This is a genomic window from Clostridium sp. MSJ-8, assembly GCF_018918325.1.
GTDB lineage: Bacteria > Bacillota > Clostridia > Clostridiales > Clostridiaceae > Clostridium.
The window spans coordinates 131,939-154,836 of the sequence record NZ_JAHLQH010000049.1; the positions used below are offsets into that span (position 1 = coordinate 131,939).

The window sequence follows — 22,898 nt, forward strand, 5'->3', positions numbered from 1 at the left end:
TAACGGGATCTTTACTTTTTTATTATAAGAAATACTAAATTCTATTATAAATAATTTACTTAAATCAATAATTTGATATTAATAACTGAAAAATAAGTAATCTAAAAAATATATTCAATAATTTTTTTAAGTAAGAATTACTGAAGACTTAAGATATTTGCAGACAATATAGATATATTAAAAATCACCATAACGCTTAAATAATTAAAATATAATATGATTAGTGGAAGTAACCATTATTGTTATGGTTAGAATTATAGGTAGATACAGAATAATATAACCATGAAGAATTAAAGATTAGTATGAGTAATATGGAACAATCGGTTACTGAACTAATGCTATTATATTTTAATTATCAATATTTATTCAAAGCAATAATATTGATACTAAAAAAGAAAATCATAATATTAGCATTATCAAATAACATTGGATTTTTCATTATCAATATTTACTTAAATCAATAATTTGATATTAATTAACTGAAAAGATAAGTAATCAAAAAATATAGTCAATAATTGTTTATGTAGAAATGCAGAATACATAAGATACTTATTGAAAATATAGATATACTAAAAAAATAACGCTTAAATATTTAACATAGAAGTGATTTGATGGAACAAAGCATTTTTGCTAGAGAAGAATTAATAATGTCTATAATAAATAAAATACTGTGAGAAATTAGAGGTAAGTATGAATAAAATTGAGCAAACGCTTTGTAAAATCAAATCACCTCTGTGTTAATTGGTTACTGAACTAATGCTATTATATTTTAATTACTATAAAAGTGCTTTGTTTCTGTATTCTTTTGGCGTAACATTAAAATGTTTTTTAAATAGCTTATTAAAATAAGAAACACTATTAAAACCTGTATCTAATGATATTTCCATAATAGACATATCTGTAGTTGTAAGTAGATGAGAAGCTTGTTCTAATCTAACTATATTTATATATTCTATACATGTCATACCTATATGCTTTTTGAAAAATTTCATAAAATGATATTCACTAAAGTTAATTAAATCAGCTATTTCCTTTATAGTAATTTGATTCTCATAATTATTATTAATATAATTAAGAATTATTTTGATTTTTGAACTAACAGTTGGAGAAAGCTTACTTATTTTACTAGAATCTTGTATCAAGTTATTTTTGTATAATAAGTAAAAAAGATGAAACAAAAGTGCTTTTATTTCTAGTTCATAAAAGTTATCTTTATCATCATAGCAAGTTATAATATTTTTTATAACTGCAACTAATTCAGTATATTCTTTCATTGAAGAATCTATACGAATATACGATTTCATATCATTATTTAAAAATGGAGCAATATATTTTATTGTTGCACCATCTGTCAATGCACTTTGTAGCATAGATAAATTAAACACCATAGAATGCCATGTGCAATATGTATTTTCATCTTTCTTTAGTGAATGAAGAGCAAGGGGTTTTATAAATATAATTTCTCCTTCTGTAGGGACAAATTCATTTAATTCAACATTGAAAACACAAGTACCTTTTTCAATATAATTAATTTCAAATTCTTCATGCCAATGCATAGGAATTAAACTAAAATTGCTTGATAAATCACCGTGATAGGTTGTAAAAGGAAGATTAAAGTCTCCGTGTATTGCATTTTCTTTTAAACTTTTGTTCACAAAAGCACCTCCTTTATAAGATAAAAATGACAGTATTGTTTTACTGTGCCTTAGTATATTGCTAGAATACTACCTATATCTATTATATAATAACATTATAGTAATAAACAATACTAGGAGGTATATTTTATGGATAAAATGGGTAAAATAAAAGGATACAATGTAGAAGGTAATGATATTAGAATAGAGTATGAAAATTTTACAGCTTATGTAAAGGTTATCTCTAAGTCTATAGTTAATTTTTTTGTTCCTTTTCATAGGGAAGAGAGGAATTCTAAGGCAGTAGAGAATATGGTTTGTGATTTTAATGAATTTACAGTGAATAAGGAAGGAGATTCAATAGTTATTACAACTGATGAATTAACTGTTAAGGTATATGATGACTTTATTGTAGATATATATGATTCTTGTGGCAGAGCTTTATGTAAGGACTATAGGGGTGAGAAGGCACCATTTGAGAGAAGAAGAGGAGATTATGGGTTAGCAGAAGCAGAAGGCCATAAGATAGCTGTAGATGATGGATATAAGGTATATGTATCTAAAGAGATGAAGGAGAATATGTATTTCTATGGGTTAGGAGAGAGAACAGGTCATCTTAATAAGAGAGGATATCATTATGTGAATTGGAATACAGATGATCCATCACCTCATGGAGAAACATTTTTACAACTATATAAGTCTATTCCTTTTATGATTGGTATGGCAGATAGCAATGCATTTGGAATATTTTTTGATAATCATTTTGAGACTCATTTTGATATGGGAAGAGACAATGAAGAATATTATTATTTTGCTGCAGTAGATGGAAACTTAGATTATTATTTTATTAACGGACCAGAAATAAGCAAGGTTATAACAGGGTATACTTCACTTACAGGAACAACACCTCTTCCTCAATTATGGACATTAGGCTATCAACAATGTAGATGGTCATATACTCCTAGAGAGAGATTAATGGAAGTATGTAAGAGCTTTAGAGATAAGAAGATTCCTTGCGATACTGTGTATCTAGATATAGATTATATGGATGGATATAGAGTATTTACATGGGATGATGAGAAGTTTAACAATCATAAAGAAATGTTAGAAGAATTAAAAAATATGGGATTTAAAGTAGTTACTATTATAGATCCAGGTGTTAAGGTTGATAAAGGATACAAGATATTTGATGAAGGAATGGAAAAGGGATATTTTGCAACAGATAAGAATGGATTAACTTATGTTAATGAAGTATGGCCAGGAGATGCGGTTTATCCAGACTTTATGAATTCAGAAGTTAGAAAGTGGTGGAGCAATAATCAGAAGATTCTGTTAAATGATGGTGTATCAGGAATATGGAATGATATGAATGAACCAGCTAGTTTTAGAGGTCCACTTCCTGATGATGTTATGTTTGATAATGATGGAAGAGCAGTTACTCATAAGGAAATTCATAATGTATATGGACACATGATGGATAAGGCCACATTTGAAGGAATCAAGGCAACTACTAATAAGAGACCTTTTGTTGTGACTAGAGCATGCTATGCTGGCACTCAGAAGTATGCTACAGTGTGGACTGGAGATAATCAGAGTACATGGGAACATTTAAGAATGTCTATTCCTATGCTTATGAATTTAGGCTTGAGTGGATTCGCATTTTGCGGAACTGATGTTGGAGGATTTGGCCATGATTGTTCTAAAGAATTATTAAGTAGATGGGTTCAAGTGGGAGCATTTACTCCATTATTTAGAAATCATGCAGCTATGGGTACAAGAGATCAAGAACCATGGGCATTTGATGCGGAAACTGAGGAGATAAATAGAAAATATATTAAGTTACGTTATAAGTTTTTACCATACTTCTATGATGTAATGAGGGAAGCAGAGAAAACAGGAGCACCATTTATAAGACCATTAGTATTTAATTATCAGGATGATCGTGATACTTATGAAATAAATGATCAATTCATGGTAGGAAAAGACATATTAGTTGCTCCAGTAGTTGCACAAGGTGTACACAAGAGAATGGTATACTTACCAAAAGGTGATACATGGTTTGATTATTGGACTGGTGAAGAGATAGAAGGAGGACAATATATAATTAAAACAGCACCATTAGATGTATGTCCTATTTATATTAGAGAGGGAGCGATTATTCCTGTATGTTCAGAAGATATAGATTATGTAGGTCAAAAGGATATAGATACATTAAGGTTAAATATTTATTTATCTGATGAAAAAGAATATGAAACTGTATATCATCATTTTGTAGATGATGGTGAATCTTATGATTATAGAGATGGAATATATGATGAATACAAAATTACCGTAAAAAATACTAAAAATAATATAACAATTGATTTTGAGAAACTTAAGAAAAATTATAAGGACAAATACAAGAATGTAGAAATATTTGTTCACAGCTTATTTGAAAGAGATGTGATAGTTAATGGAGAAACAAGTATTAAAGTCAGAGATTATACAACAAGAAGAGGCTAGGAAGTTTGGCAAGAAACTATTTAAGATATGTTGGCCTTTGTTTATTGAATTAGCACTTACTATGTTACTTGGAAGTGTAGATACATTTATGTTAGGTAGATATTCAGATAATGCGGTAGCAGCTGTAGGTGTGGTAAATCAAGTAATGAACATGGTTTTGTTAGTGTTTCAGATAATCACAACTGGAACAACAATAATATGTGCTCAATATATAGGTGCAAAACTTAAAGAACATGAATTGTTCAAAATAATAGGAAGTTCAATAAGTTTAAATTTTGTATTAGGAATTATATTTAGTATTGCCATGGTTGTATTTGCAACACCAATACTTAGGGTACTTAACTTAGATAGTGACCTTATGGCGTTAGGAAAATCTTATATGGTTATAGTTGGAAGCTTTTCTGTAATTCAAGCAATGAACTTAACATTTTCAGCTGTTATAAGAAGTTATGGTAATACTAAAATGACAATGATAGCAACACTTGTTATGAATATGTTTAATATTATAGGCAATTATACTCTTATATATGGAAAGCTTGGAGCACCAGAGTTGGGAATAACAGGAGCAGCAATATCAACATCCGTAAGTAAAGTTATTGGTACAATTATATTAGTAGTATATTTATTTAAAGTGTTACTAAAAAACTTTAAATTTAAATATATAATAACTTTGTACAAAGCAGAATTAAAGAAGATATTAACAGTTGGGTTACCTTCGGCAGGTGAATCAATTGCATATAATTCGGCTAAGTTAATGTGCACAGTTATATTGACACACATCAGTATAGTTGCACTTACTACTAATAATTATATTAATAATATAGCTATGTATATATATATATTCTCTACATCATTAGGACAAGGTACAGCTATAATTATAGGACAGTTAGTTGGAGAAGGTAGAGAAGATGAAGCGTACAAGCTTTGCTTTTCGTCGTTAAAGAAAGCATTTATAGCGTCAACTACGCTTGCTATAATTGTTGCATTATTAGGTAAACAAATATTTGGAATATTTACAGATAATGCAGACATAATAGAATTAGGTTCAACTATATTATTTATTAATATTATTTTGGAAACTGGTAGAACTTTTAATGTAGTTGTTATAAATTGTTTAAGGGCAGCAGGAGATGTGAGATTTCCTGTATATATTGGAATTGTATCTATGTGGGTTATAGGTGTAGGAGTATCTTATGTATTAGCTATACCTTGTAAGCTTGGATTTCCAGGAATGTGGTTAGCACTTGCAATGGATGAATGGACTAGAGGAATAATTATGTGTTTTAGATGGCGTAGCAAAAAGTGGCATGGAAGAGCACTCGTGTAGAAGTTAAATAATAAGAGCAAGAATATTTGCAGGATATACTTAATTGATTATCTGTATGAAGTTAATATATAAGTATAAAGTGCAAATATTTTTTGCATTTTAGAGAAGTTTAGTGTATTGTAGTGTTAATATTAATAAATAAAAAGGGGAATATAGAAATGGGTGATTTTTTAATAATAGCCTTCTTATTTTTTATAGGTAGTTTAATAGGTTGGTGTCTAGAAGTTATATTTAGAAGGTTTTTTTCAGATGCGAATCCAGAGAGAAAGTGGATTAATCCAGGTTTTTTAGTTGGACCATATTTACCTTTATATGGTTTTAGTTTGTGTGTGTTGTATATATTAGCACATATAAATGTATCTTTCATACATAATAAAGTAGGAAGAGAAGTTACTTTGTTTATATTAATGGCAATTGCAGTTACAATAGTTGAATACATAGCTGGGCTTGTTTTTATTAAGGGAATGAAGGTTAAGTTATGGGATTATACAAATGAATGGGGAAATATACAGGGAATAATTTGCCCTAAATTTTCTTTTTTCTGGGTTATATTAAGTGCTGTATATTATTTTTTAATACATCCACATATAATAAATGCACTTACATGGCTATCGGTACATTTATCATTTAGTTTTGTAGTTGGATTTTTCTATGGAGTATTTGCAATAGATTTATGTTATTCATTGAAGCTATTATCTAAGATTAAGAAGTTCGCAGATGATTATCAAGTAGTAGTAAAATATGAAGCATTAAGAGAAAGTATTAGAAAGAGAAATGAGGAAAGGTCCGAGAAGAGGAAGTTTATGCTTACTATGAGATCAGAAACAACAACCTTTGCTGAAAATTTAAAACAATATCTTGAACAAGAACAAGCGAAAATAAAAAATGAATATGAGGCAGGAATAAAAAAATTAAAGAGAAAGAAGTAAATTCTAAATTTAGTATAGATCAACATAATGCTTAAATAATTAAAATATAATAAGATTAGTGGAAGTAACCATTATTGTTAGGGTTAGAATTATAGGTAGATATAGAATAATATAACCATGAAGAATTAAAGGTTAGTAAGATTAATATGGAACAATCGGTTACTGAAACTAACACTTATTATATTTTAATAAACTATTTCTTTGATTTCATAAGAAACAATATACCTAGTATAAGAACTAAGGTGACAGCAAGTCCTCCCTCCATTCCAAAAGAACCTCCATTAAGAATTGCATACTTAGATGAGGTAATATTAAGGATACTAGTATCTCCAGCCATACCGCTTACTGAGAAACCATAGAAATTTCCTTGAAGGAAATTCCACATACTATGAAATGCAGCAACTGGCCATATATTCTGATATTTTAAAATATATATGCTTGCAAATACTCCGTATAGAGCAATATTAATTATAGCTAATATTGTGACCCCAGGATTTAATGCGTGGAATAATGAGAAAATTATTGAATTAATAATAATAGCATTTCTTATAGATGTCTTATTACTAAGGGATACTAAAAGGTAGCCTCTAAATAGCACTTCTTCGTTGAAGCCTTGTATTAAGTAACCTAAGAAAAATAAAAATATAGTAAATAAGTTTGCAGAAGTATTTAATTTGAATTTAACAGAACCACATAGAAATACAATTAATACAGCTAATGAGAAAATTACAAATCCAAGTAGTAAACCTTTTAAATATAGAGAAATACTCTTTTTCTTTACTATTCCAATACTAGCTAATGAACGTTTTTCTATACAAGTACAGTATATAATACCAGAAATAGCAGTAAATATAGTAGCAAATAAAGTTATTATCATTGTATTTGCAGGAAGATTATTAGAATAATCCATAATTGCTTTAGGATCAGTAAGTATACCTAATCGCGAAAAATCATGCAACATATATATAGTAGTTGGAATACTTGAAAGGATAGTACCTATAATAAATACAAGCATAAAAACTAGGCACATTGTAACTGCATTTTTTTGGTATTTACCATTTGATGAACTTTCAAGCATTAAATTATTGTTATCAAAGAACTCCATAAATTGTCAACCCCTTTTATATAATAATATTAATTATATCATTTAACTGAAAAAATAGTCTATACAAGTGGTGTGGAAATTATAATATTAGATAATCAATTATAATATAGGCAATGGTTAAGTTTTGTTCATTTTTGTCGATAAATAACTAAATATATGTAATTGTGTAACTATCTAGAGATTGGTTTAATGTTAATTAATAATAATTTTAAATTAAGAAAACGTATAAAATTCAATTTGCATAAAAAGTATAGATTTACATATAAAAAATTATAGGAGGGTATTACATAATGAAAAAGGGAGAGAAGAAAATTGAAAAAGAAATGAAAAATGTAAAAGGTAGTTTGTCAAAGAAAACTTCAGTAGCTATTGGTATGGTAGTTATCGTTTGCTTAACTATTATGGTTATAATAAGTGCAACCCTTAGTAGAAGTTATTTAACTACAAGTATCAGTAATGAATTTGCAGGAATAGCATCTAAGAATGGAGTGATGGTTCAAGCAATTTTAGATAATGCATCTAGTACAGCAGCAGATCTACAAGGATACATAGAAAATCAATATGATGAATTTGCGAAAAATGGATATAGTGGAGAAGAGGAAAAAAGTGATCTTTATGATGTAAATTTACAACGAATGAATAAAGAAATTGAAGATTATATCTTAAATACATCATGGGCAACAGTTGGTAGTAATAATTCTATATCTGGTGTAGGTGTTTTCTTTGAACCGGGAGCATTTGATCCTGCTATAAAGGATTATACTATTTATGTAAATGAATCAGATGCAAAAAATAAGACTTGTCAGAGTTATGGAGCATACTCAGATTATGGTTCAAAAGATTATTATACACAAGCATCAGAATCAAAGAGTACAGTTTTTACAGCTCCATATGAAGATCAAGGGGTAAAGATGATTACAGCAGCTTATCCTATTTTATATAATGATAAGGTACAAGGTGTAGTTGTAGTAGATATTAATATAGAGAATTTTAGTGAACTAGAATCAAAAAATTCAGAATATTCAAGTATGTATGTAGATATACTTATGCAAGATAGTACTATGGTATATGATAGTGAATCTAATGAATATGTAGGACAAAAATTATCTGAATTAATTGATTCAAATCAATATAAAAAGATACAAGCAGGTGTTGATAAAGGAAAAAGTTTCTCTGTAACTACAAAGAAAGATTCAGGAGAGATGGTATCACGTTATTATACTCCAATAGATGCAGAAGGACAGACATGGTGGGCAGCAAGTGCTTTAAATAAATCTGATTTGTATCAAAATGCAACAATATTAACTATAATTATGATTATAATATCTGTTATTTCAGTTGTAGTTATTGTATTAATTGCAGCATATTTATTACGTAAATACATTAAACCAATTGATAAAGTTGTAGCAGCTTCTGAACAATTGAAAAAAGGAGATTTTGATATTGATATAAAAGCAGAAAGTGATGACGAAATAGGACAGTTATCAGAGGCGTTCTCAGAAGCAGCAGCTCAATTAAGAAGTATTATTCAAGATATAAAAACAGTATTAAATAAGATGGCCGAAAATGATTTTAATATAAAGCCAAGTGTAAAATATCCGGGAGATTTTGCAAGTATAAAAGAATCTCTATATAAAGTTGTTTCTGATGTATCGGGTACATTAGGAGAGATTAATGTTGTTTCAGAAGAAGTTTCAGCTAATGCAGATAATATATCACAAGGGGCACAATCTATTACAGAAGGAGCAACTGACCAAGCAAGTGCAATAGAAGAATTACAAGCTACAATTACAAGTGTTTCTGAAGAAGTAGGCAAGAATGCAGAAAACGCAAAGGTTGCTAATGATATGGCACAAGTTGTGGGAGAAGAAATTAGATCAAGAAATGAAGATATGCAACAAGTTGTTGATGCTATGGAAGTTATTAATGAAAGTTCTATGCAAATAAATAGTATTATTAATACTATAAGTGATATAGCTGCACAAACAAATTTACTTGCATTAAATGCCTCTATTGAAGCAGCAAGAGCAGGGGATGCTGGAAAAGGATTTGCTGTAGTTGCATCACAAGTAGGTGAACTAGCAACTCAAAGTGCAGAAGCAGTAAAAACTTCAAATGATTTAATTGAAAATACTATTCAAGCTGTTGAGCGAGGAAAGAATTTAGTAGATGTAGCTGCAAAACAACTTTTAGAAGCAGCAGAAAAAACAAAAGATTTAGTTTCTAATATAGGAGAAATTTCAACTGCTTCTGAAAATCAAGCAACAGCAGTAAGTCAGATTTTAATGGCAGCAGATCAGATTGCAGCAGTAGTTGAAGAAAATACTGCTATGGCACAAGAAAGTTCTGCAAGCAGTGAAGAACTTGCAGCACAAGCTACTAGATTACAAGAATTAATTGCAGTATTTAAGTTATACGTTAAAGAATTAAACTAGGCAGTATATATTGTCGATTGTTAGTAAAAAAAAACTAACAATTGACAATATTAAAATAATAAGATAAGATAATAATGAATTTAAGATTGATTAATTGCAGTGAGAAAGAGGAGTAGAAACTGAAAGTATTATAGAGAGAGAACATATGCTGGAAGTTCTTATATGGAAGGTTTTGAAGGTAGCTTTTGAGCATCTTTAGTGAAATAATAGTAGCTAGAGACGGTTTGTATCTAAATCGTTATTATAATAAGAGCCTATGTTTGTAGGAATTAAGGTGGTACCGCGAGCTTTCGTCCTTTATTATAGAGGATGAAGGCTTTTTTTAACGTTTAGTAAAGAATAAAATTTTTTGAGAGTGAGTACTGATTTCTTAATATATAAATTGGTAAAAACATTAAAAAATTAATTGTAGATCTCAAAAGAACCAAAAAGCAAATTAATTAACTTGTATTTAAATAGGAAATTATTTTGCTTTTAGAACCTGTAATAATGGTTAAACAAAATCTAGAATCGTATATTATTTAGGAGGTATGAAATGAAGAAGGAATTATCAACAACTTATAATCCAAAAGAATTTGAAGATAGACTGTATAAGAAGTGGGAGGATAACAAGTATTTTACACCAAAGGTGGATAAGAGTAAGAAACCATATTCTATAGTTATGCCACCACCAAACATAACAGGTAAGTTACATTTAGGCCATGCATTAGATAATACAATGCAAGATATGCTTATTAGATTTAAGAGAATGCAAGGATATTGTACTCTATGGGTTCCAGGAGAAGATCATGCTTCTATTGCAACAGAAGTTAAAGTTGCTAATGAACTAGCAAAACAAGGCTTAGATAAAAAGAAAATGGGAAGAGAAGCTTTCCTAGAAAAAGTATATGAATGGTCAGATGAGTATAGAGGTAGAATAAGAACTCAACTTAAAAAACTAGGAGTATCTGCAGACTTTACTAGAGAAGCATTTACTATGGATGAAAACTTAGATAGAGCTGTAAGACACGTTTTTGTACAATTATATAATGAAGGTTTAATATACCAAGGTAATAGAATAACTAATTGGTGTACAAAATGTCAAACAGCTTTATCAGATGCGGAAATAGAATATGAAGAGCAAGCTGGTCATTTCTGGCACATTAACTATCCATTAACTGATGGTTCAGGATATTTAGAGATAGCAACAACAAGACCAGAAACATTACTTGGAGATACTGCTGTTGCTGTTAATCCAAATGATGATAGATTTAAACATTTAATAGGTAAAACATTAACACTACCATTAGTAAATAAGGAAATTCCTATAGTTGGAGACGATTATGTTGATATGGAATTTGGTACAGGTGCTGTTAAGATAACACCAGCTCATGATCCTAATGACTTTGAAGTAGGTAAGAGACATAACCTAGAAGTTATAAGAATAATGGATGATAAGGGTATTATCAATGAAAAAGGTGGTAAGTATCAAGGATTAGACAGATATGAAGCAAGAAAAGCTATAGTAAAGGACTTAGAAGAAGCAGGACTTCTTGTTAAGATAAAAGATCATACTCATAATGTTGGAACACATGATAGATGTGGTACAACTGTTGAACCTATTGTATCAAAACAATGGTATGTTAAGATGGAATCTCTTGCAAAACCAGCTATTGAAGCAGTAAGAAGTAAGAAAACAAAATTTGTTCCTGAAAGATTTGATAAAACTTATTATAACTGGATGGAAAACATTCAAGATTGGTGTATTTCTAGACAATTATGGTGGGGACACAGAATACCAGTGTGGTATTGTCAAGATTGTGGAGAAGTAATAGTTAGAGAAGAAACTCCAACAGAATGTCCTAAGTGTGGTTGTAAGCATCTAGAACAAGATAAAGATGTATTAGATACATGGTTCTCATCTGCATTATGGCCATTCTCAACATTAGGTTGGCCTAATAAAACAGAAGATTTAGAGTATTTCTATCCTACTAATGTTTTAGTAACTGGATATGATATTATATTCTTCTGGGTTGCAAGAATGATATTCTCAGGAATTCATAGTATGGGAGAAACTCCTTTTGATACAGTATTAATACATGGTATTATAAGAGATTCTCAAGGTAGAAAGATGAGTAAATCATTAGGTAATGGTGTTGATCCATTAGATGTAATAGATGAATATGGTGCAGATGCATTAAGATTTATGCTTATTACAGGTAATGCACCAGGAAATGATATTAGATATTATCCTGAAAGAGTAGAATCAGCTAGAAACTTTGCTAATAAGATATGGAATGCTTCAAGATTTGTTATGATGAACTTAGATGAAGATTTAATGAAGAAATATGCTGATTGTACAGAATATTCATTAGCAGATAAATACATCTTATCTAAGGTTAATAATTTAGTAAAAGAAGTAACTGAAAACATGGAAAAATATGAACTTGGTATAGCAGTTCAAAAGACATATGATTTTATGTGGACAGAATTCTGTGATTGGTATATAGAATTAGTTAAGCCTGTTTTATATGGTGATGATGAAAAGGCTAAAGGAGTAACATTTAATGTATTGTACAATGTATTGTGTACTGGATTAAAATTATTACATCCTGTAATGCCATATATAACAGAAGAGATATATGTAACTTTAACAGGAGAAGAAACTATAGTTAATGCTAAGTATCCAGAATATTCAGAAGAACTACATGATGAAAAAGCAGAAAATGATATGGCTTATGTAATAGAAGCTATAAAAGGACTTAGAAATGTAAGAGCTGAGATGAATGTTCCACCATCAAGAAAAGCAAAAGTTATATGTCTTATTGGATCAGAAGCAAAAGAAGCTTTTGAAAATGGAGTAACATATATCGAGAAATTAGCTTCAGCTTCAGAAGTTGCATTTATATCTGATAAAAAAGAAGTTCCTGAAAATGCAGTATCACTAGTAGTTAAGGGTGGAGAATTATTTATGCCATTACTTGATTTAGTTGATAAGGACAAAGAATTAGAAAGATTAAATAAAGAAAAAGAAAAGCTTAATTCAGAAATTGCTAGAATAGATAAGAAGTTATCTAATCAAGGATTTGTATCTAAGGCACCGCAACAAGTTGTTGATGGAGAAAAGGCTAAGAGAGAAAAATATGTTGAGATGCTTAATTCAGTAGAAGAAAGAATAGCAGCATTAAATTAATAATTATTGTCCCTGAAGATTTTAACTTCGGGGACAATGTTTATAGGAGTGAAAAAAATTTGAAATATGAAGAAGCTATGAGCTATATAAGAGAGCTAGGAAAATTCGGATCAAATTATGGCTTAAATAGAACTAAGAGAATATTAGAATTGTTAGGAAATCCTCAAAATGATTATAAGATTATTCATGTAGCAGGAACAAATGGCAAGGGGTCTACTACATCAATGATAACATCTCTTTTAATGGGAAAGAATTATAAAGTAGGGATGTATACTTCTCCATATCTAGAAGAATTTGAAGAAAGAATTCAAATAAATAGAGTTAATATTCCTAAAGAGGAATTAGCAAATTGTATGGATAAGATAGTTACTGTTGTAAATAAGGTTATAGAAGAAGGATATGAACATCCAACTGAATTTGAAATAATAACATGTCTTATGTTTTATTATTTTAGTAAGTGTGAAGTTCAATATGCAGTTGTAGAAGTAGGATTAGGTGGTAGATTAGATTCAACAAATGTAATAACTCCATTAGTAAGTGTTATAGCATCCATAAGTTATGATCACACTAATATTTTGGGAAATACTTTAAGAGAAATAGCAAGCGAGAAGGCTGGAATTATAAAGCAAAATATTCCAGTTGTAACTTATAATCAAAAAGAAGAAGCAATGAAGGTATTAGAAGAAGTTTCTAAGGAAAAAAATGCTGAGCTATCAGTTATAGATGTTAATGATGGTAAATTAATAAATATAGTTAACGATAATGAGTTCTATCAAAAGGTTCAAGTAAAAGTATTTAATAATACATATAATATAGACCTTCCTCTTTTAGGAGAACATCAGATTAATAATCTCATGTTAGCATTAGGAGCTTTTCTTAAGGTATGTGAATTAGAGAAACTTAAAGTAGATAATGAAGAGATTAATAATTCTATAAGAAAAGTTAAATGGATAGGTAGATTAGAAGTATTAAATAAAAAGCCTTTAGTAGTTATAGATGGTGCTCATAATATTCAAGGAATTACAGCACTTAAGGAAAATATATTTAAATACTTCAAGTTTAATAATATGTATCTATTGTTAGGAATATTAGCAGACAAACAAGTACATGATATGGTTGATATGATTGCACCAAATGCTAAGAAGGTATATGCATTAACTCCTCATAGTGATAGAGCTGAAAAAAATACACAGCTTAAGGATGAAATTTTAAAAGTAAATAGTAATTGTGAAGCACTAGATAGTTATGAAGAAGCTTATAAAAAAGCATTATTAGAAGCAAATGATGATGATATAATCGTTATTAGTGGCTCATTATATATGATAGGTGATATGAGAAAAATAATAACAAGAAATATGTAATAATGTTTTTAAATCTGTCATAATATGCTAATATTATATATATAAATATTGTGTAAAGGAAGACATAATAATGGGGGATAATATTGTGAAACAAAGGAATAATGAGAGTAGGTTATCTATAGAAAATCTTGTCAAGATGAATGAAAAGGCTATGGGGGGAATGTTAAAGTTGAATAATTATAGTATATTAATTCAAGATACTGACCAGAATATTGATACATATATAATTGAAAAACAAACAGGAATGGGTGGCATTGCATTACTTACAGAAGATAAGAAGGTTAAAATAATATTAGGTAATCTAGAACTTGAAGATTATTTTGTAACAGAAGAAGAGTTTAATGATAACTTTGAAATATATGAAAGATATTAGAATGATATATTAGTTTAAGTATGCTAAGTGAACTAAATAGCTAAACTAAAAATTATCATAGTGCTCATATAATTAAAATATTATAAGGTCTTTTCCATGAAAATGTTGAAGTTATAATAAGTTATATTGTCCAATAAATAACTTTAACACTATTGTGGAAAGGACCTTATATTTTGCTTTTAGATATTTTGTGATATTGCAATTGCAAGTTGATCAGGACATGATGTTCCACGACCATTACAATTTATTCCTTTTAGTTTTTCTACTGCTTCTTTTGCATCCATACCTTCTACTAATTTAGATATTCCTTGAAGATTTCCATTGCAACCTCCTAAGAATTTTACATTTTTAACTTTGCCATCTTCAATATCGAATGATATCTCTCTAGAGCAAGTTCCTTTTGTTTGATAATTAATCATAATTATAGCTCACCTCATTTGTTTTTTCCTATTATAACACAAAACTTAAAATTATGTGCCACTATGTGTAACTTTTCATATATTAATAGTAAATATCAATATATGAGGGGCGAAAGACATATTGGGGAACTATTCTTTTGTGACATACAATCTAATTCTATAAAGAGAGTAGAACTAGTGGATAATAAAGAGATAGAGTACAAGCTATTTGATGATAACATCTTAGGAAGGACACATAATTTTCGTGTATATAATGATAAGATTATTACAGCTAATACGGATATAGATAGTATATCTGTATTAAAGTACTTAGAAAGAAAGATAATAAACATAGGGGTGAGTAGAGGACCTAAAGATATATGTGTTTTGAACAATAAAGTATATGTTGTATGCACTGATTCAAATTCACTTGATATAGTAGATCTTGATAGTAGTGAAAGGATAATAACTATAAAGGTGGGAAATTATCCTTATAGTATAGATAAGGATATAGAAAATAATAGAGTATATATTGCAAGTTTAATTTCTGGATTTATAGATGTTATAGATTGTGAGGATAATAGTATAATACAAACGATAAAAGGCTTATTATATCCACTTAAGGTTTTGGTATCAAAGAATAATAGATATTTATATGTATTAGAGAGTAATATAGAATCTAATGAAAAAGGATATATTACATTTATTAATAGGAAGAATTTTAAGATATTATGTAGAATACAAGTGGGTATGATTCCTATAGATTGTATAGAGGATGATAATTATATATATGTATCTAATTATGGCGATAGTACTATAAGCATTATTAATATTGAGCAGAAACAAGAAGTGCTTAAGATTGATGTAAGAGGAGCACCTAAAGCTATAAGTAAATATCATAATAGTATATATTATTCTGATTATGATAGTGGTAATATATATGAATTAAATTTAGAATATGAGGTAATAAAAAAAATAGCATCAGGAATAGAACCTAATGCTATAATAGTTATTTAGTATCGTCTTCTTTTAGTAGGTAATTAATAATTTCATTGTATATATCAGATGAATTATTTTGCCACTTGTTGCATAGGGTTATAGCATGCTTTTTTGAAGGAACGGATAGTTTTAAATCCATTAAAATAGAATCACCTTCAAAGGCCTTTAAATCTACTAAAAAGTTATTATCTTTTGTAGGAAAATAGTCACTTTGGATGTATAATTCCTTTCTTATAGTGTCAATCTTTTCAGCTATGTAGTTATCGAAAAGTTCTTTTTTTGTAGGTGATATTCTGTTACCAAAAAAAGAAAGTACATTTTCACCTTTTTGTGTTAAGATTATTAAATCTTTATCTTTTATTTGTTTATATGCTACAAATTCAGCTTCTTCTAATTCTGTTAAGTATTCTTGAAGAGTAAAATAATTAATAAAACTATTTTCAAGAACCAAGTCGGTTAATTGTGAATTACTTATAGGCTCTTTTAAAGTTTTTAAAATATATAATATTAGTAATTTATTCTCTGCTAAATCACTTGAATTTTCAAACATGGTAATAAACCCTCCATCTCCTATTAACTATCAACAATTATAGCATAAAAAAATTATTATTACTATTAAACTTACACACTTGAAAGAATGTAAAAATATTTTTATAAAAAATAGTAATATTTTTACAAGTAATATAATATACTCTTATAGAGATTGCTTTTAGAGGTATTGAAGTGGAGTGGAGAAGAAAAAAGATAGTAATAATTATATGCATGTGTTTAATTTTAGCTGTTATTTCTGTTAGATTAAGGTCTTCTAACACTACTACAATTGCAGATATATCTGGAATACCAATATATTCAGTTCAAAGAGATGATAAAGCTGTTGCTTTAACATTTGATATAAATTGGGCGGAAAAAGATAATATCTATAGCATATTAGATACTCTAGAAAAATATAATGTAAAGGGAACTTTCTTCATTATAGGTAAGTGGGTTCAATATAGTGAAGAAAATACCAAGAAACTTTTAGCTATTTATGAAAGGGGGCATGAAATAGGAAATCATAGTTATACACATTGTGATTTTTCTACTATTAACAAGACAAATATTGAAGAAGAACTAAAAAAAACAGATAAGGTTATTGAGGAATATACAAAGGAAAAGCCTAAAATCTTTAGATTCCCAAGTGGGTCATATAATGAAGAGGCAGTTAGAATAGTAAAGGATTTAGGTTATATTCCAGTACAGTGGGATGTTGATTCTGTTGATTGGAAGGAAATTGGTGCTGAAGTAGAATATAAAAGAGTAAGGGAAAATATAAAGTCTGGATCCATAGTATTATTCCATAATAATGCAAAATATACTCCTGAAAATTTGGATAAGCTGCTCAAAGAGCTAAAAAAAGAGGGGTATAACTTTGGAACTGTAAGTGAAATTATTTATGAAAAAAATTATTATATAGATAATTCTGGAATGCAGATTAAAAAAAATTAATAAAAAATATTGGAAAAAAGGTTAATTTGTATTATAATGGAAACATGTACTTAAGGGGACGTATCTTTATTTAATAATTATTACAAATGGAGAGAGGGGTTACAAATGGATAATTTAATGTTAAACAACAAGATTTATTTAGAGGGAAAGGTAGTTAGTGAATTAGAATTCAGTCATGAAATGTATGGGGAAGGTTTCTATAGCTTTAATATAGAAGTTATGAGATTGAGTGATTCTGTGGACTTACTTAATATCACTGTATCAGAAAGATTATTAACTAATTTTGATTTAACAATAGGCAAAGAAATAATAGTAGAAGGACAACTTAGATCTTATAATAAATTTATAAATGGATCTAACAAACTTATATTAACAGTATTTGCTAGAAATATTGAACCATGTATAGAAAAGAGTAAGAATCCTAATGAGATATTCCTAGATGGATTTATATGCAAAGAACCTGTTTATAGAACAACACCTTTTGGAAGAGAAATTGCAGATGTTTTATTAGCGGTTAATAGAGCATATAATAAGTCAGATTATATACCTACTATTGCATGGGGAAGAAATTCAAGATTTTGTCAAACATTAAATGTTGGTGATAATATAAGAATTTGGGGAAGATTACAAAGTAGAGAATATCAAAAAAAGATATCTGAAACAGAGGTTATAAAAAAAGTAGCCTATGAAGTATCTATTTCCAAGATGGAAAAAGTTTCGAAGGATGAAACTGTTAATAAAGATAATGGTGAAGTAGGAGCCGTTTAAGTAATAAAAAATCAGCAAGAATTTAATTCTTGCTGATTTTTTTACTCTTTAGGAAATTATATTTTGTTTGTAGTTGCAAATAAGTATCTTAAATATATGTTAGAGTGTATTACCTAAAGAGTAAAAAAGAAAAATAGTGCTATGATAGAACTACAAAAAAATAAGTTTTAGAACCTGTCATAAGCTTCTAACAAAATCGACAGCTTCATAAAGGCACCTTGGAAATTTGGGGCACTTATAAAAGCTAAATTAGAAATTTAGTACCTCACTTATTACATCATTCATATCATAAAGACCTGGTTTAGTTACTGTATTCATAAATTCACATGCTTTTAATGCACCTATTGCAAAGACTTCACGCGATATTGCTCTATGATTAAATTCTATAACTTCACCAGTTCCTGCAAATAGTACATCATGATCACCTACTATTCCGCCACCTCTAACAGCATGAATTCCTATTTCAGATTTTTCTCTCTTCTTGATTCCATCTCTTCCATAAACATAATGTGTTTCTTCATCAAGAGAATCTTTTATAGCATCAGCAAGAAGTATTGCTGTTCCACTTGGAGCATCTACTTTTTGATTATGGTGTTTTTCTATTATTTCTATATCATAATTACCATATAGTAATGGTGATACTTTCTTTAATACATTAGCAATTAGGTTTATTCCAAGAGAAAGATTACCAGTTTTAAATAGAGGAAGAGTCTTACTCTTTTCATTAATAAGTGCTAAATCATCTTCAGTAAATCCAGTTGAACATATTACTAAAGGCTTATTAGTCTTTTCAGTAAGTTCTATTAAATCATGTAGAGAATCTGCTCTAGAAAAATCTAATAAAACATCATATTCAATATCTACTTCCTTTGTACTTTTAAAAATCTTATAATCTGCAGTAGTTGGGAATTTATCAATACCTGCTACAATTTCTAAATCAGGAAATTGACTTGTACATGCTGTAACCATTTTCCCCATTTTACCACAGCAACCGTTTAGTATTACTTTTGTCATATTTGCCTCCTTATATTAAGTTGTAATCCTTAAGTGTATTTTTTAAAATCTCTTCGTTTTTACTATCCATTTCATATAATGGAAGTCTTAAAGGACCAACTTTTTTACCCATAAGATTTAATGCAGTTTTCACTGGAATTGGGTTTGTTTCTATAAATAAATTATTAGCTAGTTTTAAATAATCTAGCTGAAGAGATTGAGCTTTTTTGTAGTCCCCATTTAATGCAGCTTTAGTCATATCATGAACTGTATTAGGAATTATATTGGCTAGTACAGAAATAACTCCTTTGCCACCGATAGATATAAATGGGACTATTGAATCATCATTTCCAGAATAAAAATCTATTTGATCTTTATAAGAAGCCATCATTTTAGCGATTTGCGAAAAATCTCCGCTAGCTTCTTTTATGGCTTTTACGTTAGATAAAGTAGCTATTTTGCCTAAAATATCTGGTGTGATATTTACATTTGTTCTCGATGGAACATTATATAACATAATAGGAATATTAATTGCATTATTAATAGCTTCAAAATGCTTAAATAGGCCTAATTTATTAGTTTTATTATAATAAGGAGTAATTACTAAGACAGCATCTACTCCTACTGATTCAGCATATTTACTCATATTTATAGCATCTTGAGTATTATTAGAACCAGTACCTGCGATTACAGGTATTCTTTTGTTTATTATATCTACTGTGAATTTTATAGTCTTTTTCTTTTCTTCTAATGTCATAGTAGTAGCTTCACCAGTTGTGCCACATATTAGTATAGCATCAGTATGATTTTCTACATGCCAGTTAAGCAGCTTCTCTAACTTGTTATAATCTACACCCTCATCAGTAAAAGGCGTTATTAGAGCTACACCAGAACCTTCAAATATAGACATCTAAATCCTCCAATCTAATATTCTTATTTTTAGTATATTATATTCATTCTATCTTAAAAATTTAAGAAAAAATTATTAAATTACAATTACTATGATAATGAATAGAAACTAAAATATCAATAAATATTATTATTAAAATGAATATTCAAATAATATATGGGTAAAATATATATAAAATAATTAGCGATATGGAGATGTTTAGTATGAGTAAAACACCATTGAAGAAGATAATAAAATCTAAGCTAAAAAGCAATAGGGAGCTAACTCCTGAGGAGAAGTTAAGAGAGAATATGAAATATGAGATTGCAGAAGAATTAGGATTAAGTGATAAGGTTGATAAATATGGTTGGGGTGGACTTAGTGCTGAAGAAACAGGTAGAATAGGTGGAATTATGACTAAGAGAAAAAAAGAACGTAATATACCTAGTAATAGAGAGATACTTAGTAGAAAATAAATTGACTATTTTCATGATAGGCCTTAATATAATGTGTAGTAATTAAAAATGTACTAGTTGAGGTGTTATACATGAGTTATGGTGAATTTGCTAAGATATATGATGAACTTATATATGAGGATATAGATTATGATAAGATAAAGGATAAAATTAATTCATTTATCACAGAATATAATATAGATAAAGAAGATTATTTAGATCTTGCTTGCGGAACTGGGAATGTTTCTATTAACATTGCACCAGAATTTAAAACAACTTATCTAGTAGATTTATCAGAAGAGATGCTAGATATAGCTTTTAATAAGTTTAAGAAAAACAAAATAAGAGCGAAGATGATATGTCAAGAGATGAGTGAGCTTAGCCTTAATCATACATTTGATTTGATAACATGTGTATTAGATTCAACTAATTATATTCTTGAAGAGGAAGAGGTATTAGATTATTTTAAAAGTGTTAAGAATCACTTGAAGGATAATGGAATATTTGTATTTGACATTAATTCTTTCTATAAGATAACTGAAGTTTTAGGCAATAATATATACACTTATAGTGAAGAGAAGATTTTTTATACTTGGGAGAATACATTAGATGAAGATAATATAGTGAATATGTTCTTGACTTTCTTTGTTAAACAAGGAGAATATTATGAGCGATTTGAAGAAGAACATTATGAGAGAGCTTATTCTGAAACTAAGATAGAAGAATTATTAGAAGAAGCAGAACTTAATGTATTACATAAGTATGATGGATATTCAGATGAAGAAGTTAATGACAAAAGTGAAAGAATATTATATGTAGTTAATAAGAAGAAATAAGGAGAGGATATTTATGGATAAGTTAATAAGAGGAACTGCCAAAAATGGAATGGTTAGAGTATTAGGAGCTATAACAACAGACACTGTTAATTATGGAGCTAGTGTTCATAATTGTACTCCAGTTGCTGCAGCAGCTTTTGGTAGAATGTTAACAGCAGGCGTACTATTAGGAAGTACTCTTAAGTCTGATAAAGAAGTAGTTACAACTAAAATAAATGGTGGAGGACCTATTAATGGTATAACTGTTACTGCATATAGTGATGGACATGTAAAAGGTTATGTAGGGAATCCATATGTGGATCTACCACTTAATGATAAACATAAATTAGATGTAGGTGGTGCTGTAGGTGTAAATGGATTATTATATGTTATAAAGGATTTAGGAATGAAAGATCCATATGTAGGACAAGTGCCTATTCATTCTGGAGAAATTGCAGAAGATTTTTCATACTATTTTACAATATCAGAACAAACTCCATCAGCAGTATCATTAGGAGTATTAGTTGATAAAGACTTAAGTATAAAAGCAGCTGGTGGTTTTATAATTCAAATGATGCCAGATGCAGATCCATTGCTAGCAGATTTATTAACATATAGACTAGAAGAGATTCCTTCTATAACAACTATGATAAGTGAAGGTAAAACTATTGAAGAAATATTAGAATATGTATTTGAAGGAATGGATTTAAAATTATCAGATGAAGTTATAACTCCTTCATATTATTGTGATTGTACTAGAGAAAGAATAGAAAAGGCTCTTATAAGTATAGGTGAAAAAGATTTAAGAGAGATATATGATGATGGAAAAGAAGAAGAGCTTGTATGTCACTTCTGTAATAAAAAGTATAAATTTACTCATGAACAAATAGGTGAGATATTAAAGAAAGCAACAGAAAAGTAAATATAACAAAATCGTCAAGGCTTCATATTTGCCTTGACGATTTTATTTTTATATTCAAATAGAGATTACCATAAGGTGTAAATAGTTATAGCTAAGGTGCTGAAAATAACTACACTAGATGCTATAGATAACAAAGAAATTGTTTTTAGTTTTACTCTTTTCTGTTTGTATCCTATATATGCTGAACTAATTATGGTATAACTCATCATCAATTCCATTATTATTATAAATATAACAAAATACTTTAAATAAAACATGCTAAAATACCTCCTTAATGTGATATTAAAATAGTATGTGTAGTATTGCTTTTGAAATTCGAATTATAGTTAGTATATA

Annotated in this window: 19 protein-coding genes and 1 other annotated feature; of the genes, 13 read left to right on the forward strand and 6 right to left on the reverse strand. The window is 28.7% G+C overall.

Features of this window, described 5'->3' with window-relative positions:
• Positions 1-776 precede the first annotated feature (776 nt).
• Positions 777-1,655: an AraC family transcriptional regulator gene (locus KQI77_RS11415; RefSeq protein WP_367397305.1), complete on the reverse strand. Its 879-nt coding sequence runs from the start codon at positions 1,653-1,655 to the stop codon at positions 777-779.
• A 129-nt stretch (positions 1,656-1,784) separates the two neighbouring features.
• Here KQI77_RS11415 and KQI77_RS11420 point away from each other — a divergent pair, with 129 nt between their 5' ends.
• The 3 genes from KQI77_RS11420 to KQI77_RS11430 all read left to right on the forward strand — a co-directional run bounded on the left by KQI77_RS11420 (position 1,785) and on the right by KQI77_RS11430 (position 6,392).
• The gene (locus KQI77_RS11420) at positions 1,785-4,136 is read left to right on the forward strand and encodes a glycoside hydrolase family 31 protein (RefSeq protein ID WP_216390553.1); all 2,352 of its coding nucleotides are present in this window, start codon (positions 1,785-1,787) and stop codon (positions 4,134-4,136) included.
• On the forward strand, positions 4,087-5,463 hold the full coding sequence (locus tag KQI77_RS11425) for an MATE family efflux transporter (RefSeq protein ID WP_216390554.1): 1,377 nt from the start codon (positions 4,087-4,089) through the stop codon (positions 5,461-5,463). The genes KQI77_RS11420 and KQI77_RS11425 overlap by 50 nt, the downstream gene beginning before the upstream one ends.
• A 158-nt stretch (positions 5,464-5,621) precedes the next feature.
• On the forward strand, positions 5,622-6,392 hold the full coding sequence (locus tag KQI77_RS11430; protein WP_216390555.1) for a putative ABC transporter permease: 771 nt from the start codon (positions 5,622-5,624) through the stop codon (positions 6,390-6,392).
• A gap of 193 nt (positions 6,393-6,585) precedes the next feature.
• Here KQI77_RS11430 and KQI77_RS11435 read toward each other — a convergent pair whose 3' ends face one another.
• Entirely contained in the window at positions 6,586-7,497 is a 912-nt protein-coding gene (locus KQI77_RS11435; RefSeq protein WP_216390556.1) for a CPBP family intramembrane glutamic endopeptidase, read from the reverse strand.
• 290 nt (positions 7,498-7,787) lie between these two features.
• Between KQI77_RS11435 and KQI77_RS11440 the strand changes: the two genes are divergently transcribed.
• The 4 genes from KQI77_RS11440 to KQI77_RS11455 all read left to right on the forward strand — a co-directional run bounded on the left by KQI77_RS11440 (position 7,788) and on the right by KQI77_RS11455 (position 14,838).
• A complete protein-coding gene (locus KQI77_RS11440) occupies positions 7,788-9,932 on the forward strand; it encodes a methyl-accepting chemotaxis protein (protein ID WP_216390557.1) in 2,145 nt (714 codons plus the stop codon).
• 90 nt (positions 9,933-10,022) lie between these two features.
• Positions 10,023-10,233: a binding site (T-box leader), on the forward strand.
• A 234-nt stretch (positions 10,234-10,467) separates the two neighbouring features.
• Entirely contained in the window at positions 10,468-13,104 is a 2,637-nt protein-coding gene (locus KQI77_RS11445; RefSeq protein WP_216390558.1) for a valine--tRNA ligase, read from the forward strand.
• A gap of 77 nt (positions 13,105-13,181) precedes the next feature.
• On the forward strand, positions 13,182-14,465 hold the full coding sequence (locus KQI77_RS11450) for a folylpolyglutamate synthase/dihydrofolate synthase family protein (RefSeq protein WP_216390627.1): 1,284 nt from the start codon (positions 13,182-13,184) through the stop codon (positions 14,463-14,465).
• Between the two features lie 85 nt (positions 14,466-14,550).
• A complete protein-coding gene (locus KQI77_RS11455; protein ID WP_216390559.1) occupies positions 14,551-14,838 on the forward strand; it encodes a hypothetical protein in 288 nt (95 codons plus the stop codon).
• Between the two features lie 179 nt (positions 14,839-15,017).
• On the opposite strand, the gene KQI77_RS11460 is transcribed toward KQI77_RS11455, so the two are convergent.
• A complete protein-coding gene (locus KQI77_RS11460) occupies positions 15,018-15,257 on the reverse strand; it encodes a TIGR03905 family TSCPD domain-containing protein (RefSeq protein ID WP_216390560.1) in 240 nt (79 codons plus the stop codon).
• Between the two features lie 177 nt (positions 15,258-15,434).
• Between KQI77_RS11460 and KQI77_RS11465 the strand changes: the two genes are divergently transcribed.
• Entirely contained in the window at positions 15,435-16,253 is an 819-nt protein-coding gene (locus tag KQI77_RS11465) for a YncE family protein (protein ID WP_216390561.1), read from the forward strand.
• On the opposite strand, the gene KQI77_RS11470 is transcribed toward KQI77_RS11465, so the two are convergent.
• Positions 16,246-16,785 carry a DUF4364 family protein gene (locus tag KQI77_RS11470; RefSeq protein WP_216390562.1) on the reverse strand — a complete coding sequence of 180 codons (540 nt, stop codon included), beginning with the start codon at positions 16,783-16,785 and terminating at the stop codon, positions 16,246-16,248. The genes KQI77_RS11465 and KQI77_RS11470 overlap by 8 nt on opposite strands.
• 173 nt (positions 16,786-16,958) lie before the next feature.
• Here KQI77_RS11470 and KQI77_RS11475 point away from each other — a divergent pair, with 173 nt between their 5' ends.
• Both KQI77_RS11475 and KQI77_RS11480 read left to right on the forward strand, forming a co-directional pair.
• On the forward strand, positions 16,959-17,720 hold the full coding sequence (locus tag KQI77_RS11475; protein WP_216390563.1) for a polysaccharide deacetylase family protein: 762 nt from the start codon (positions 16,959-16,961) through the stop codon (positions 17,718-17,720).
• Positions 17,721-17,825: 105 nt separating this feature from the next.
• A complete protein-coding gene (locus KQI77_RS11480) occupies positions 17,826-18,488 on the forward strand; it encodes a single-stranded DNA-binding protein (protein WP_216390564.1) in 663 nt (220 codons plus the stop codon).
• Positions 18,489-18,737: 249 nt separating this feature from the next.
• Here the strand turns inward: KQI77_RS11480 and dapB are convergent, their stop codons facing one another.
• Both dapB and dapA read right to left on the reverse strand, forming a co-directional pair.
• A complete protein-coding gene (dapB, locus tag KQI77_RS11485) occupies positions 18,738-19,502 on the reverse strand; it encodes a 4-hydroxy-tetrahydrodipicolinate reductase (protein WP_216390565.1) in 765 nt (254 codons plus the stop codon).
• Positions 19,503-19,512: 10 nt separating this feature from the next.
• Positions 19,513-20,391 (reverse strand): 4-hydroxy-tetrahydrodipicolinate synthase, encoded by an 879-nt coding sequence (gene dapA, locus KQI77_RS11490; protein ID WP_216390566.1) that lies wholly within the window; start codon positions 20,389-20,391, stop codon positions 19,513-19,515.
• Positions 20,392-20,594: 203 nt separating this feature from the next.
• Here dapA and KQI77_RS11495 point away from each other — a divergent pair, with 203 nt between their 5' ends.
• The 3 genes from KQI77_RS11495 (at position 20,595) to hslO (ending at position 22,562) form a co-directional block, all read left to right on the forward strand.
• Positions 20,595-20,846, forward strand: a complete 252-nt coding sequence (locus KQI77_RS11495; RefSeq protein ID WP_216390567.1) for a small, acid-soluble spore protein, alpha/beta type — start codon at positions 20,595-20,597, stop codon at positions 20,844-20,846.
• 71 nt (positions 20,847-20,917) lie between these two features.
• Complete coding sequence (locus KQI77_RS11500) at positions 20,918-21,661, forward strand: class I SAM-dependent methyltransferase (protein ID WP_216390568.1); 744 nt, start codon at positions 20,918-20,920, stop codon at positions 21,659-21,661.
• A gap of 13 nt (positions 21,662-21,674) precedes the next feature.
• Positions 21,675-22,562 carry an Hsp33 family molecular chaperone HslO gene (gene hslO / locus KQI77_RS11505; RefSeq protein ID WP_216390569.1) on the forward strand — a complete coding sequence of 296 codons (888 nt, stop codon included), beginning with the start codon at positions 21,675-21,677 and terminating at the stop codon, positions 22,560-22,562.
• The last annotated feature ends 336 nt before the right edge of the window (positions 22,563-22,898 follow it).